This window comes from Pseudorhodobacter sp. MZDSW-24AT (genome assembly GCF_002794355.1).
Lineage (GTDB): Bacteria > Pseudomonadota > Alphaproteobacteria > Rhodobacterales > Rhodobacteraceae > Pseudotabrizicola.
Window position 1 is genome coordinate 557,929 of the sequence record NZ_PGOI01000007.1, and the last position, 13,309, is coordinate 571,237.

General features: G+C 60.6%; 14 protein-coding genes and 1 tRNA gene. 8 read left to right on the plus strand and 7 right to left on the minus strand.

Going from position 1 to position 13,309, the window contains the following annotated elements; translation table 11 throughout:
- Window positions 1-79 precede the first annotated feature (79 nt).
- From CUR21_RS08730 to CUR21_RS08745, 4 genes are read left to right on the plus strand one after another with little or no spacing between them, the layout of a single operon-like run.
- A complete protein-coding gene (locus CUR21_RS08730) occupies window positions 80-997 on the plus strand; it encodes a carbohydrate ABC transporter permease (protein WP_100196602.1) in 918 nt (305 codons plus the stop codon).
- Window positions 997-1,836, plus strand: a complete 840-nt coding sequence (locus CUR21_RS08735) for a carbohydrate ABC transporter permease (protein WP_100196603.1) — start codon at window positions 997-999, stop codon at window positions 1,834-1,836. The genes CUR21_RS08730 and CUR21_RS08735 overlap by 1 nt, the downstream gene beginning before the upstream one ends.
- The gene (locus tag CUR21_RS08740) at window positions 1,833-2,855 is read left to right on the plus strand and encodes a Gfo/Idh/MocA family protein (protein ID WP_100196604.1); all 1,023 of its coding nucleotides are present in this window, start codon (window positions 1,833-1,835) and stop codon (window positions 2,853-2,855) included. Before CUR21_RS08735 ends, CUR21_RS08740 begins: the two co-directional genes overlap by 4 nt.
- A gap of 7 nt (window positions 2,856-2,862) precedes the next feature.
- Window positions 2,863-3,858 carry an ABC transporter ATP-binding protein gene (locus tag CUR21_RS08745; RefSeq protein ID WP_100196605.1) on the plus strand — a complete coding sequence of 332 codons (996 nt, stop codon included), beginning with the start codon at window positions 2,863-2,865 and terminating at the stop codon, window positions 3,856-3,858.
- Window positions 3,859-3,942: 84 nt separating this feature from the next.
- Here the strand turns inward: CUR21_RS08745 and CUR21_RS08750 are convergent.
- The 4 genes from CUR21_RS08750 to CUR21_RS08775 all read right to left on the minus strand — a co-directional run bounded on the left by CUR21_RS08750 (window position 3,943) and on the right by CUR21_RS08775 (window position 7,780).
- Window positions 3,943-4,018, minus strand: a tRNA-Thr gene (locus CUR21_RS08750).
- 143 nt (window positions 4,019-4,161) lie between these two features.
- A complete protein-coding gene (locus CUR21_RS08755) occupies window positions 4,162-5,610 on the minus strand; it encodes a heme biosynthesis protein HemY (RefSeq protein ID WP_100196606.1) in 1,449 nt (482 codons plus the stop codon).
- A 7-nt stretch (window positions 5,611-5,617) separates the two neighbouring features.
- On the minus strand, window positions 5,618-6,955 hold the full coding sequence (locus CUR21_RS18590; protein WP_157791970.1) for a COG4223 family protein: 1,338 nt from the start codon (window positions 6,953-6,955) through the stop codon (window positions 5,618-5,620).
- A gap of 81 nt (window positions 6,956-7,036) precedes the next feature.
- A complete protein-coding gene (locus CUR21_RS08775) occupies window positions 7,037-7,780 on the minus strand; it encodes a uroporphyrinogen-III synthase (RefSeq protein ID WP_100196609.1) in 744 nt (247 codons plus the stop codon).
- A gap of 39 nt (window positions 7,781-7,819) precedes the next feature.
- Here CUR21_RS08775 and tsaD point away from each other — a divergent pair, with 39 nt between their 5' ends.
- Genes tsaD through CUR21_RS08795 form a run of 4 tightly spaced genes read left to right on the plus strand, consistent with a single transcriptional unit; the run spans window position 7,820 to window position 10,575 of the window.
- Complete coding sequence (gene tsaD, locus CUR21_RS08780; protein WP_100196610.1) at window positions 7,820-8,911, plus strand: tRNA (adenosine(37)-N6)-threonylcarbamoyltransferase complex transferase subunit TsaD; 1,092 nt, start codon at window positions 7,820-7,822, stop codon at window positions 8,909-8,911.
- Entirely contained in the window at window positions 8,908-9,882 is a 975-nt protein-coding gene (locus CUR21_RS08785; protein ID WP_100196611.1) for an NAD(P)H-dependent glycerol-3-phosphate dehydrogenase, read from the plus strand. The genes tsaD and CUR21_RS08785 overlap by 4 nt, the downstream gene beginning before the upstream one ends.
- Before the next feature lie 4 nt (window positions 9,883-9,886).
- The gene (locus CUR21_RS08790; protein WP_100196612.1) at window positions 9,887-10,159 is read left to right on the plus strand and encodes a YciI family protein; all 273 of its coding nucleotides are present in this window, start codon (window positions 9,887-9,889) and stop codon (window positions 10,157-10,159) included.
- Window positions 10,156-10,575: an EVE domain-containing protein gene (locus tag CUR21_RS08795; RefSeq protein WP_100196613.1), complete on the plus strand. Its 420-nt coding sequence runs from the start codon at window positions 10,156-10,158 to the stop codon at window positions 10,573-10,575. Before CUR21_RS08790 ends, CUR21_RS08795 begins: the two co-directional genes overlap by 4 nt.
- A 283-nt stretch (window positions 10,576-10,858) precedes the next feature.
- Here the strand turns inward: CUR21_RS08795 and CUR21_RS08800 are convergent, their stop codons facing one another.
- The 3 genes from CUR21_RS08800 to CUR21_RS08810 form a co-directional block, all read right to left on the minus strand.
- On the minus strand, window positions 10,859-11,200 hold the full coding sequence (locus tag CUR21_RS08800) for a DUF2853 family protein (RefSeq protein ID WP_100196614.1): 342 nt from the start codon (window positions 11,198-11,200) through the stop codon (window positions 10,859-10,861).
- Between the two features lie 191 nt (window positions 11,201-11,391).
- A complete protein-coding gene (ahcY, locus tag CUR21_RS08805) occupies window positions 11,392-12,777 on the minus strand; it encodes an adenosylhomocysteinase (protein ID WP_100196615.1) in 1,386 nt (461 codons plus the stop codon).
- 75 nt (window positions 12,778-12,852) lie between these two features.
- On the minus strand, window positions 12,853-13,272 hold the full coding sequence (locus CUR21_RS08810; RefSeq protein WP_100196616.1) for a hypothetical protein: 420 nt from the start codon (window positions 13,270-13,272) through the stop codon (window positions 12,853-12,855).
- Window positions 13,273-13,309: the final 37 nt, after the last annotated feature.

Here is a 13,309-nt window from a genome sequence, read left to right on the forward strand (position 1 = left end):
TGAAAGTCCGGGACTGGAGGGGCTGTTACCCCTCCAGACCACTCCGGCGAATTTCTTGAACAGATGAAAGGGGAGCGACATGGCTGCACGAAAGCCGGTGCGCTGGCATATTGCCGTTTTTCTGGCCCCTGCGGTGGTCATCTACACTGCCATCATGATCATTCCCCTGATCGGAACGCTAAACCTGTCCTTGTTCAACAAGGGCGCAGACGGCGTCGAATTCGTGGGGCTGTCGAATTTTGCAACGCTGTTTGGCGACCCGCGATGGTCTGCGTCCTTTTGGAACGCGCTTGGCAACAACGCTTGGTTCTTTTTCATCCACATGCTGGTGCAAAATCCGATCGGCATCGCGCTGGCAGCCATTCTCTCGACGCCGCGGCTCCGCATGGCCGCCTTCTATCGCACGGCCATCTTCATCCCCACGATCCTGAGCTTTGTGATCGTCGGCTTTGTCTGGAAACTGATCCTGTCACCAATCTGGGGCATCGCGCCGGGGCTGCTTGATCTGGTGGGATTGAAAAGCCTGTTTGCGCCGTGGCTCGGGCGCGAAGACTCCGCGCTGACCACATTGGCACTGATCTCGGTCTGGCAATTCGTCGGCATTCCCATGATGCTGATCTATGCCGCACTCTTGTCCATTCCCGATGAGGTGCTTGAGGCCGCAGAGATGGATGGCATTACCGGCATCAGCCAATTCTGGAAAATCAAGCTGCCGCTGATCCTGCCCAGCATCGGGATCATCTCGATCCTGACCTTTGTCGGAAACTTCAACGCCTTTGATCTGATCTATGTCGCACAAGGGGCCTTGGCCGGTCCTGACTTCAGCACAGACATCCTTGGAACCTTCCTGTATCGCACCTTCTTCGGGTTCCAACTGCAGCTTGGAGATCCCTATATGGGCTCGGCGATTGCAGGCGCGATGTTCGGCATCATCCTCTTGGGCGTCTGTGTCTATCTCTTCGGTATTCAGACCCGCCTGCGGAGGTATCAATTCTGATGGCACGCGCGCGCGCATCCCTCGGGCGAACCGTTGCCGCCCATGCTGTCCTGATCACCTGGACTGTGATTGCCCTCTTCCCCGTCTTTGTGACGGTGGTGAACAGCTTCAAATCGCGGCGGGCCATTTTTGCCGAGCCGCTGGCCCTGCCTTGGCCCGAGCATTTCGATCTGGTGGGCTATGCAACAGTTCTGAAACAGGGCGATTTTTTCGGCTACTTCCAGAACTCGCTGATCGTCACGGTGGTAAGCCTGTTTTTCGTTCTGCTGTTTGGCGCGATGGCCGCCTTTGCGCTGTCGGAATATCGCTTCAAGGGCAATCTCTTGATGGGTCTCTATCTGGCCCTTGGCATCATGATCCCGATCCGCCTTGGCACCGTGGCGATCTTGGAAATGATGGTGGCGGGCGGGCTGGTGAATACGCTGACCGCACTGATCCTCGTCTACACCGCACAAGGCTTGCCTCTGGCGGTCTTCATCCTGTCAGAGTTCATGAAAACGGTCTCTGATGATCTGAAGAACGCAGGGCGGATCGACGGCCTTTCCGAATATGCAATCTTCTTCACGCTCGTCTTGCCTCTGGTGCGTCCGGCCATGGCCACGGTGGCGGTCTTTACGATGATCCCAATCTGGAACGACCTTTGGTTCCCGCTCATCCTTGCGCCAGCCGAAGAGGTGAAAACCATCACCTTGGGCAGTCAGGTGTTCATCGGGCAATTTGTGACCAACTGGAATGCGGTTCTGGCGGCGCTCAGCCTCGCCATCGTTCCGGTGCTGGTCTTGTATCTGATCTTCTCGCGGCAACTGATCCGCGGCATCACGGCGGGGGCTGTCAAATGATCCGAACTCTTGTGGCTGGGCTGGGAACCATGGGGCGGAGCCATGCGCTGGCCTATCATCGCAACCCAGAGTTTGAGCTTGTCGGTCTGGTGAACCGCAGCACGCCCCGACTGGACCCTGACCTTGCGCCTTATGAAATCACGCCCGATTTTCATGAGGCCTTGGCAAGGTTAAAGCCTGATCTGGTGAACATCTCGACCTATACCGACAGCCACGCAGACTATGCCTGTGCGGCGATGGAAGCCGGTGCCCATGTGTTCGTCGAAAAGCCTTTGGCGGGCACGGTCCAAGATGCCAGACGCGTCGTTGATTGTGCGGTGGCGAACGGGCGCAAGCTTGTCGTGGGCTATATCCTGCGCCATCACCCCAGCTGGATGCGCCTGATCACCGAAGCGCGGGCGTTGGGCGGGCCGTTCGTGTTCCGGCTGAATCTCAATCAGCAAAGCAAGGGCGCAACATGGGACGTGCACAAAACACTGATGCAAAGCACCTCCCCGATTGTGGACTGCGGCGTCCATTATGTTGACGTGATGTGCCAGATCACCGATGCGAAACCAGTGGAAGTCCGGGGCATGGGCCTGCGGCTTTCGGACGAAATCGCCCCCGACATGTATAACTATGGCCACTTTCAGGTGTTGTTCGAGGATGGCAGCCTAGGGTGGTATGAGGCGGGCTGGGGGCCGATGATGAGCGACACCGCGTTTTTTGTGAAAGACGTGGTCAGCCCACACGGCGCCGTCTCGATCCGCATGCCAGAAAACGCGCGCTCAGACGATCATGACACCCATACAAAGACCTCTGTCATCCGGGTGCATCGCATCGGCCAGCCTGATGAGGATTTGAACATGGCCGACGAACCCGGCCATCAAGAGCTGTGTGAACGCGAACAAGCCTTCATGGCCCGCGCCATCACCGAGGATCTGGACCTGACACGCCACATGCAGGACGCCGTCCAATCGCTTGCCATTTGCCTTGCCGCCGATGAATCGGTGCGCAGCGGCCAACCCGTGAAATTGTGAGACCGAAATGGGTGCACTGGATCTGAAATCCGTCACAAAATCCTTTGGCGCGACCGACGTGATCAAAGGCATTGATCTGGAGGTGGCAGAGGGGGAATTCTGCGTCTTTGTCGGCCCGTCCGGCTGCGGAAAATCAACCCTGCTGCGCATCATCGCCGGTCTGGAAGACGCATCCAGCGGCGATATCCTGCTTGACGGAAAGCGCGTCAACGATGTTGCGCCCGCCAAGCGTGAACTGGCCATGGTGTTCCAGTCCTACGCCCTCTATCCGCATCTGAGCGTCCGCGACAATATGGGCTTGGCGCTGAAGCAGGCCGGTGTCGCCAAGGCCGAGATTGTCAGGGCCACGGATAAAGCGGCGGCCATGCTGTCGCTTGAAAACCTGCTGACGCGTCGTCCGGCAGAGCTGTCGGGCGGCCAACGCCAGCGCGTGGCGATCGGACGCGCCATTGTTCGAACACCGAAGCTGTTCCTGTTCGATGAGCCGCTGTCAAACCTTGACGCGGCACTCCGGGTGGCCACCCGCATCGAAATTGCACGCCTGCACCGCGAGCTTGCCGCAACGATGATCTATGTCACCCATGATCAGGTCGAGGCGATGACATTGGCCGATAAGATCGTGGTGCTGCGCGACGGTCGGGTCGAACAGGTGGGCAGCCCCATGCACCTATACAACGACCCGGACAATACCTTCGTGGCAGGCTTCATCGGCAGCCCGCAAATGAATTTCCTGAAGTCTTCCGAACTCGGGCATCCCGGTGAAACAACCGGCATCCGCCCAGAGCATTTGCACATTCGCACAGGCGCCGCCATCAAGGGCACCATCAGCCATGTGGAAAAGCTGGGGGGCGAAACCTTGGTTTACGTGCGCACCGCTGCCCACGGGCTCCTGACCGTGCGGATGTTCGGCGAACATGATTATGAGGTGGACAGCCAAGTGGCCCTGGACCTCGATCCATCCCGCGCCTTCTATTTCGACGGCATGGGCAAGCGCCTGCGCTAAACGGCAGGCGACCTGCATGTGCGCAGCACGACGGGTCGCTGGTCAAGCCTCGGCGCGCCAAATGTATCATTTTGCTCGAAACCGTGGTGCCGCTGAAGGGACTCGAACCCCCGACCCCATCATTACGAATGACGTGCTCTACCAGCTGAGCTACAGCGGCACTTTCTGGTGTGGTTCTAGTATGGCGGTGGTCAAATCAAGTCAACCCCCGCCGCTGAGGCGCCAAAGAACATTTGCTTGTGCAAGGAGATGTCGCCCGCCGGTCGCAAGCATCCGGCGGGGGCGAGATCAAACCCGTGCGGGTCAAGGCCTTGGAGGAGCGGACACGATATCCGCATCTTCCGCGCTCACCTCCGCCGCCTCCTTTGACGCATCAGCCCGCCCCACGATCAACGGCAAAAGCTCAGTGCCAGTGGCGCTCGGGCCCGAGGTGTCAACCGGCTCGCGCCAACTCAGCGTGTCAAATCCACCGCAATTGTCACAGATCGGGTGCCATTGCGCATGGATCGACTGGCACTTGTCACAGCACCACTGCGGGCCAAGCGGTGCGGTCAGCGCTCGCGTCAACCAGCCCCGAACCACCGATTCTTCCTCTCCTTCGCCACGCGCAATCGCCGCCATGATGGCCAAAGAGCGCTGGGTGGGATGAACCGTGACAATGTCGCCCAAGGCGCGGCGCGCGGCGGGAAAATCCTCGGCCGCGACGCAGAGTTCCGCCAAGAGCAAACGGGTCTGCTCGTGCCCGGGGCGAATGTCGGTCAGCACTTTGAACCGTTTCAGCCGGGCCGCCGGCGTTTCGTCGGGCGCGATCTCGGCGAAAGCTGCGGCAAGGTCTGGATGGGGTTCCACCGACCACGCTTTCTTAAGAACGCGTGTCGCGCCTTTGGCATCGCCCTTCGCGGTGAGGCTACGTCCCGCCATCGCCGCCGCCGGGATCAGATCGGGGGACAGACGGTTGGCCTCAATGGCTGCCTCGCGCGCTTCGATGCTGGCGTCATCATCGATCACCGTCTTGGCCTCTTGCAACGCCAACACAGCATCGCGCCGCCGATACACGTCTCGGGGCAGCGCCCCGGCTTTCAGCTTTGCGCCCAAGGTCCGGCGCGCGCCTTTCCAATCGGCTTTTTCGGCCTGAAGCTTCAGCAGAATGTCCTGCGTATCCGCATGCCGGGGCTTCATGGCAAAGGCCTTTTCAGCCAGCTTCAAGGCCATGTCCGTGTCGCCTTCGGTCAGCTTCTGTTTCAGCAGCCCGCGCACCCCGACAAAGCGGGTCTTTTCGTCTGCCAACAGCCGCTTGTAGGCCTCTGCGGCGCGCTTGGTGTCTCCGGCCGCTTCGGCGGATTGCGCCATCAGCAATGTCGTCAACTCCGGCTTCGCCAGATAGCGCTCGGCGCGTTGCGCACGCGCCATGGCCACCTTGCCCTCACCCGAGGCAAGCGCAAGAAAGCCCTCTGACAGGGCTTGATAGCCCTTTCGTTCGCGATTTCGGTCAAAGTAGCGCGAGATCGCGGTTTCGTCGCCAGCAAGAAAACGCAGCACGGCCACGACAAAACTGACGATCTTGAACACCAGCCAAAGGCCGACGATCACCATCAAAGACAGGATCACAAGCTGAAGCGGGCCAAAGGTCAGCTCCCAGCCAGCCACCGCAACGCGCAAGGCTCCGTCGGTGTCCAAAAGGACGCCCGCGCCATAAGCCATCGCCGCAATGGCAATGACAAAGAGAATAACTTTCAACAGGGTCCAGAGCATGAAAGACTTATCCTTCCACCGCAGCTGACAGGGATGAAACCGCAGCCAGCGCGTCCAGTCGCGTTTGCGCCATCGCCGTCCACGCCGCCATCTCGGCCTGACCTTCCGGAGGAAGGCTGGTAAGCTCCGTCAACGCAAGCTCAAGATCGCCCGCACGCAGGGCGGCTTCCGCACGCGACAAGACCGCGTCAGGATCGTCCCCTTCGCGGGGCACCAAAGACCGCGCCCCGGTCGTGGATTGAAGGAAGGTCGAGAACCGGTCAGACCACCCCTCTCCCATCGTTGCCCGCAATGAGGCGTCAAGCGCAGCGCGCGCAGCCGCTGGAAACGCGTCTTCCAGCGCGGCGCGCGACGGGACGCCAGCCTCGGCGACGCTGGAAAGGGTCTCCGGCACCTCCAGTTCCGCCAGATCGGTCAAGGCCCCGGCAAACGGCTGGCCGCTGTCGACGGCGGCCTGAACCCGGCCCAGCGCCGCCGCAACCACGGCTCTGCGCGCTGTTTGTTCCGCCTCTGCACGCAAGGCAGCGGCCTGCGCTTCGGCCTCGGCCAAGCGCGCTTCGGTCTGGGCGGCCAAGGCCTCAAGTCCGGCATTCGCATCCGCGCCCGATGCGCGCATGCTTTCCACCTCGGCGCGCAGCGTATCGACCAAGGCAACAAGATCACCCGACGGCGCCCCCGACGCGCCTTGCGGCGCTGCGGCCTCGACTTCGGCCAAGCGCTGTTCCAGCGCCGTCACGCTTTGCGACAGGCTCCCAAGCTCTTCTTCAGCTGCCGGGGCCGGGCGCGCTTCCAGCGCCGTCACGCGGTCAGTCAGGTCGCTCGATGGCGCCGGTGCGGTTTCCAGCGCGGCCAACCGCGCTTCCAGCGCCTGAACTTCGGCCTGCGTCGCAGTCAGCGGCGCGTCCGAGGTGCCAACACCCGGGAAGGGCACGACGATGGACAGCGCATAGCCGGCGGCGGCAGCAACCACGCCCCCCAAGGCCGTGGCAAGAAAGCCTCCGCCTCCGCGCTTTTCCATCGCCGGACGGGGCGGTTCAGAGACCGCCGCGCTTGGCGGTTCGGGCAGAACAGGTTCTGGCGCGGTTTTGTCTGTCTCGGGCGTCACCGTCTCGGGCGTCACCAGATCCGGCGTGACAGCGGGCGGCTCTGGCTCACCAATCGGTGCATCCCCGACCACCGCCGAAGGCTTTTCCTCCATACGGCGCGGCTCTGGCATCTCGACCGGTGGGATCGGGTCAGAGATCACGGCTTCCGCACTGCGCTCCGGTCTTTCAGGAACCCCAATCGCTTCAGAGGCGCTTTCGGTGCCCTCATCGGATTTTGAACTGGGGGGGCGTTTTGCCATAGCAAGTTTCCTGACTGTCATTTGGTGGAAGCGCGAAAACAGCGATCCGTGGTCAATCCTAATCCCGCAAGTCTTCGGGCATCAAGCAATGAAGATAAAACGATCCATGGCCGAGAACAGTTCCGTTTGCGTGGGCGCAGATGCCGTTACAATCTGGCGGGCGAAATCCCCCCCCACAGCGGATGCCACGGCGGGGCTGAGCGCCACGAGGCAAAGACGCTCCGAGAGTTTCACGTGCTCAGGCAATTGCGAAACCGCCTGCCGGAAAACTGTCGCACTGCGCGGCGAGAACAAAGGCGCAACCACCGGTCCTGCGCCTTGCAAGATCTCAAGCGCCTTGGACCCAAGGGGCTGTGGCTCTTGCGCATAAAGGATCACCTCATCGGCGGCAACTTCGGCATCTCTCAATCTTTGCACAATATCACCGCGCGTTTCGCGGCCCCGAAGATGCAGGAACGGGGCGTCTCCCCGCGCGCTTAGCAAAAGCTTCAGCAAGGCAGCGGCATCCCCCGCGGCAGATCGCGCGTCAAACCCAAGCGCTGTGGCCACTTCGGCGGTGTGGTCGCCCACGCAATAGGCCCGCTTGGGCAATGCCTCTGCCATCGCCGCCGCTGCTCTCGCACCGGTTTCCGAGGTCAGGATCACCGACCCGAACGGTCCGGAAGGCACAGCCGGATACAGCATCTTGGGCGCAAGCAAGGGCGACAAGACCGGAAAAACCTTCGGCCCGTAACGGGCCTGCAGATCCTGCGCGAAGCGGCTCGCTTGCGGCTCGGGCCGGGTAATCAGCACAGGAATGGCACAGGATTGCGGGACCATGCGCATGGTGTTACCCGTGGACACCTCTTGGCGCAACGGCGGACCATGCAAAACAGTCTTACTTTCCTCGGCATCGAATCAAGCTGCGACGACTCTGCCGCGGCTGTCGTGCGGGTGGGCGAAGGTGCAGAGATCCTGTCGTCGGTTGTCGAAGGGCAAACTGCCCTCCACGCGGCCTTCGGGGGCGTCGTGCCGGAAATTGCCGCCCGGGCGCATGCCGAACGTCTGGATGGCTGCGTCGCGCAGGCCATGGCTCAGGCGGGGGTCCGTTTCGACGATCTGGACGGGATCGCCGTCACCTCTGGCCCCGGTCTGATCGGTGGCGTGCTGTCGGGGGTGATGCTTGCCAAGGGTCTTGCAGCAGGGACCGGACTGCCGCTCATTGGCGTCAATCACCTTGCTGGCCATGCCCTGACACCGCGCCTGACCGACAATCTCGCCTACCCCTACCTCATGCTCTTGGTCTCGGGCGGGCACTGCCAGTTTCTCGTGGTGAACGGCCCCATGTCGTTCCGCCGGATCGGCGGCACCATCGATGATGCGCCCGGCGAAGCCTTCGACAAGACAGCAAAGCTCTTGGGATTGCCGCAACCCGGTGGCCCCGCAGTCGAGTCCGAGGCCGCGCTGGGTGACCCGGCCCGCTTCCCCCTGCCACGCCCCCTTCTCGACAAACCGGGCTGTGACATGTCCTTCTCCGGGCTCAAAACCGCTCTCCTCAGAGCACGAGATGGGATCGTCGCCGAAAAGGGCGGGCTGACAAAAGCGGATCGGCGCGATCTCTGCGCCGGGTTTCAGGCCGCCATGGTGGCTGTGCTCGAAGAAAAAACGCGCCGTGCGCTGAAGATCTATCTCGAGACCGCACCGCCTGTTCCTGCTTTGGCGGTTGCGGGGGGCGTCGCCGCCAATGCACGCATCCGGGCAGCGCTCGAGACACTCTGCCACGCCTCCTCTGTCACCTTCGTTGCCCCCCCGCTTCGGCTTTGCACCGACAATGCCGCCATGATCGCTTATGCCGGGATCGAACAGTTCAGGCTGGGGCATCTCGATGATGCGACCCTCTCGGCACGGCCCCGTTGGCCGCTGGATCAAACCGCACCCTCCCTGATCGGATCGGGAAAGAAGGGGGCCAAGGCGTGACGCACACAGTGGGCATCGCGGGCGCGGGTGCCTTTGGTTCGGCGCTTGCCATGGCCTTGGCGCATCAAGGCCGCAAGATCCGCCTTTGGGCGCGCGATCCCGCCGCTGCGCACCAGATGCAATCCACCCGCCACGTCCCGCACCTTCCGGGCGCCCGCTTGCCAGACAGTGTAACAGCCACATCTGAAATCGACGGTCTTTCGGAGTGTGAAACCATTCTGCTGGCAGTGCCGATGCAAGCCCTTGGCACATTCTTGGCCCTGCATCGCAAACGCCTTGATGCGCGCGTCTTGGTGGCCTGTTGCAAGGGCATGGATCTCACAACGCGGAAAGGGCCGACCGCACTGATCGCAGCGGCCTGTCCGCACGCCATCCCCATGATCCTCACCGGGCCAAGCTTCGCGGCCGACATCGCCAAAGGGCAAGCCACCGCGCTCACCTTGGCCTGCCGCGATGACGACGCGTGCAAAAGAACACAGGCAGAACTTTCCGGCTCTATCCTCAGGGTTTATCGCAATTCAGATGTGACAGGCGCAGAACTCGGCGGCGCCTTGAAGAACGTGGTGGCGATTGCGGCAGGCATCGTCATCGGCGCGGGATTGGGCGAAAGCGCGCGGGCCGCCTTGATGACACGCGGCTTTGCAGAAATGGTCCGCTTCGCAGGCCAGCTTGGCGCAAGACGCGAAACGCTGATGGGGCTGTCCGGTTTTGGCGACCTCGTCCTGACCTGCACCTCGGACCAATCCAGAAACTACCGGCATGGCTTGGCTTTGGGCCGCGCGGAACCCCCGCCCGTCGGGCAAACGGTCGAGGGTGTGGCCACCGCCCAAGCCATCTTGCAGCATGCCAAGGATAGCGGCATCATCGCGCAGATCCCGATAACCGCGATGGTGGCACAGGTCACCGCTGGACAAATCTCGATTGCCGATGCTGTCCAGACTCTCATGTCGCGCCCCCTGAAAGAGGAATAACATCATGCGTGTCGCACTGATCTGCATCGACAAACCCGATCACCTGCAAACCCGCATCGACAACCGCCCCGCGCATCTGGACCACATCACCCGCAGTGGCATTGTCGAGATGGCAGGCCCTTTCCTTGATCAGAACGGCAGCATGATCGGCAGTCTGGTTATCCTGAGCGTCACCACGATGGAAGAAGCGCAGGCTTGGGCCAAGGACGACCCCTATGCAAAGGCAGGCCTGTTTGAAAGCGTCACCCTTCGCGAGTGGAAAAAGGTGATCGGATGACCTTCTGGCTGTTCAAGTCAGAACCGGATGCCTGGAGCTGGGATCAGCAAATGGCCCGGGGTGATGCGGGCGAAGAGTGGACAGGGGTGCGCAACTATCAGGCCCGCAACAACATGCGGGCAATGAAGATGGGCGATCGTGGTTTTTTCTATCATTCCAACATCGGTAAAGAAATCGTCGGTGTGGTCGAGGTTGTGCGCGAAAGCGCACCCGACAGCAGCACGGAAGACCCCCGGTGGGATTGTGTGGTGATCAAGGCCGTCAAACCCCTGAAGCACGCCGTAACACTGGATTTGTGCAAAACCCTTCCAGAATTGCAAAACATGGCGCTGGTCACAAATACCCGCCTCTCCGTTCAACCCGTCCGAGAGACCGAGTGGAAGATCATCTGCCATCTGGGCGGGATCGAAGACTGACCCCATTTGTGCAGGATGAAGGGAAACCAGAGCGCTGCCCCAGTGTCAGACCTGACCGATGGGAATGGAGGGCCCCGGACTGACCAAAACCCTCCATCCACCCCACGTGCTCCCCTAGCACCACACGTGTTCTGATAAAGGGTCCGAGGCATACTGCCTGTCGCCTTGCAGTTAAGCGCAAAGCCACCCGCCTTGCAACACCCAGAAAACTAAAGTTTTTTTAAACACTGGTGCAATTGAAAACGGGCTCCGAAACCCGGAGCCCGTTTTCGATCACGATCCATCAGCCGTAAACGGCTTCTTTGCCGAAATGTTTCACCAACAGGTAATAAACCACCGCGCGGTATTTGCTGCGATTGGAACGCCCGTAAACATCGATGACGGCATTGATGGCCTCCATAAGCTTTGGGCTTTCGGGCAGGCCAAGCTTTTTCATCAAAAAGTTCTTCTTGATGGTTTCCAGCTCCGCAGCATCACTTCCCGCAACAGTGGATGCATCTTCACTGTAAATCGCCGGGCCGCATCCGATTGTCACCTTGGTCAGCAAGGCCAGATCAGGCTTCACATTGCACTTGGTAGAAAGCTCTTCTGCGTATTTAGCGATCAAGTCATCACGTTTGCTCATGCGCACCACCCCTGTCAGACCAAATTACCCTCTGCCCGGCAGAACGGCCTCGGCAGGCCTGAAGCTTAGCCATGACATGCGTGTCAGACCAAGAGAAAACTGTGCCAGCCCTGACGGCCAGAAGCATTTCCAAATTGGGGTGCCATGCGGCGGGCCAAGCCCGGTGGGGTCCGGCCCGCCGCGCGCTGGGTTCAATAGCGGTAATGCTCTGATTTGAACGGGCCTTCCACGGAAACGCCAATATAGTCCGCCTGTTCGCGGCGCAGCTCGGTCAGCTTCACGCCAATCTTTTTCAGGTGAAGTCTGGCCACCTTTTCGTCCAGCGCCTTGGGCAGGATGTAAACGCCGGGCTTGTACGTATCGCCCTTCGTCCACAGCTCGATCTGCGCAAGCACCTGATTGGTGAAAGAAGCCGACATCACAAAGGATGGGTGGCCCGTCGCATTGCCAAGGTTCAGCAGCCGTCCTTCGGACAACAGGATGATACGATTGCCATTCGGCATCTCGATCATGTCCACCTGTTCCTTGATATTGGTCCATTTGTGATTGCGCAGCGCCGCCACCTGAATCTCATTGTCGAAGTGGCCGATATTCCCGACGATCGCCATATCCTTCATCTCCCGGATATGTTCGATGCGGATCACATCGCGGTTGCCGGTGGTGGTGATGAAGATATCGGCGGTCGAGACGACATCCTCCAGCAGCACCACTTCAAAGCCGTCCATCGCCGCCTGCAACGCGCAGATCGGGTCAACTTCGGTCACTTTCACGCGCGCGCCTGCTCCCTGCAACGAGGCCGCCGAGCCTTTGCCCACGTCACCATAGCCGCAGACGACCGCAACCTTGCCCGCCATCATCGTATCGGTCGCGCGCCGGATTCCGTCGACCAAGGACTCTTTGCAGCCGTATTTGTTGTCAAACTTCGACTTCGTCACCGAGTCATTGACGTTGATCGCGGGGAAAGGCAGCTGCCCTTTCTTGTGCAGATCATACAGGCGATGCACGCCCGTCGTTGTTTCTTCCGACACACCCTTGATCGCGGCTTTCGTTTTGGCGAACCAGCCCGGCGATTGCTTCATCCGCTTCAGGATCTGTTGCTTGATGACTTCTTCTTCTTCCGACTGCGGAACAGACAGCACATCCTCGCCCGCTTCCATCCTTGCGCCAAGAAGCACATACAAGGTTGCATCGCCCCCGTCGTCGAGGATCATGTTTGCACCCTCGGGGAACAGGAACGACCGATCCAGATAGTCCCAGTGTTCTTCCAGCGTCTGGCCCTTCACCGCGAAAACAGGCGTGCCGCCCGCTGCAATCGCTGCCGCCGCGTGATCTTGGGTCGAGAAAATGTTGCACGATGCCCAGCGGACGTCAGCGCCAAGTGCGGTCAGCGTTTCAATCAGCACAGCCGTCTGAATCGTCATGTGCAACGACCCAACGATGCGCGCGCCTTTCAGCGGCTGGCTGGGTCCGAACTCTTCGCGGCAGGCCATCAGACCCGGCATTTCCGTTTCAGCAATGGTCAATTCCTTGCGCCCGAATTCCGCAAGTCCGATGTCTTTGACGATGTAATCCGCCATGTTCAACTTCTCCTATCTGTTGAACGTGGCCTTATCATCGAAGGGGCCTTGAAACAACGCAGCAAACCGCCGCGCTTAGCTCAGCGGACCACCCTGCACGACGGCCTCCGGGGTCATACCCTCTTGCCAGCCAAAGCCGGATTGCACGATGCAGGCCAGCCCGTCTTCATTGACGTGAAGCAGTGTCCACGTCCCCATCAGATCCGAGGCCCACAGCTCGATGCCTGAATCCCTTTGGGTCCAGCTCGCCTCCATCGTCTCGGCAAAGTCACCCGACAGCGAAGCCGTGATCACATCCTTGGTATCGCACAGCGGATCTTGAACCGTTTGCGGCAGTTGGCCGACAAATTCCTCGACAGACAGGCCCTGTGACGCCGGATAGGCTGCGACCTGACTTTGCGGCATCGCATCAAACGCACGATCCGTGCGCTCGACAGCGCCGAAATAACCAACGGCGACAGCGCCGAGTGCAAGCAATGGGAGCGGATTGAACATTTTGTGGTCTTCCGATCTATCTCATTCAAGAAGTCAA

Excerpts from the sequence above, each read along its gene's own strand:
- tsaD (WP_100196610.1), top strand. The coding sequence starts at position 7,820 with ATGCAAAACAGTCTTACTTTCCTCGGCATCGAATCAAGCTGCGACGAC.
- ahcY (WP_100196615.1), bottom strand. The coding sequence starts at position 12,777 with ATGGCGGATTACATCGTCAAAGACATCGGACTTGCGGAATTCGGGCGC.
- CUR21_RS08730 (WP_100196602.1), top strand. The coding sequence starts at position 80 with ATGGCTGCACGAAAGCCGGTGCGCTGGCATATTGCCGTTTTTCTGGCC.
- CUR21_RS08790 (WP_100196612.1), top strand. The coding sequence starts at position 9,887 with ATGCGTGTCGCACTGATCTGCATCGACAAACCCGATCACCTGCAAACC.
- CUR21_RS18590 (WP_157791970.1), bottom strand. The coding sequence starts at position 6,955 with ATGGCAAAACGCCCCCCCAGTTCAAAATCCGATGAGGGCACCGAAAGC.
- CUR21_RS08735 (WP_100196603.1), top strand. The coding sequence starts at position 997 with ATGGCACGCGCGCGCGCATCCCTCGGGCGAACCGTTGCCGCCCATGCT.
- CUR21_RS08755 (WP_100196606.1), bottom strand. The coding sequence starts at position 5,610 with ATGCTCTGGACCCTGTTGAAAGTTATTCTCTTTGTCATTGCCATTGCG.
- CUR21_RS08745 (WP_100196605.1), top strand. The coding sequence starts at position 2,863 with ATGGGTGCACTGGATCTGAAATCCGTCACAAAATCCTTTGGCGCGACC.
- CUR21_RS08740 (WP_100196604.1), top strand. The coding sequence starts at position 1,833 with ATGATCCGAACTCTTGTGGCTGGGCTGGGAACCATGGGGCGGAGCCAT.
- CUR21_RS08795 (WP_100196613.1), top strand. The coding sequence starts at position 10,156 with ATGACCTTCTGGCTGTTCAAGTCAGAACCGGATGCCTGGAGCTGGGAT.
- CUR21_RS08800 (WP_100196614.1), bottom strand. The coding sequence starts at position 11,200 with ATGAGCAAACGTGATGACTTGATCGCTAAATACGCAGAAGAGCTTTCT.
- CUR21_RS08775 (WP_100196609.1), bottom strand. The coding sequence starts at position 7,780 with ATGCGCATGGTCCCGCAATCCTGTGCCATTCCTGTGCTGATTACCCGG.
- CUR21_RS08810 (WP_100196616.1), bottom strand. The coding sequence starts at position 13,272 with ATGTTCAATCCGCTCCCATTGCTTGCACTCGGCGCTGTCGCCGTTGGT.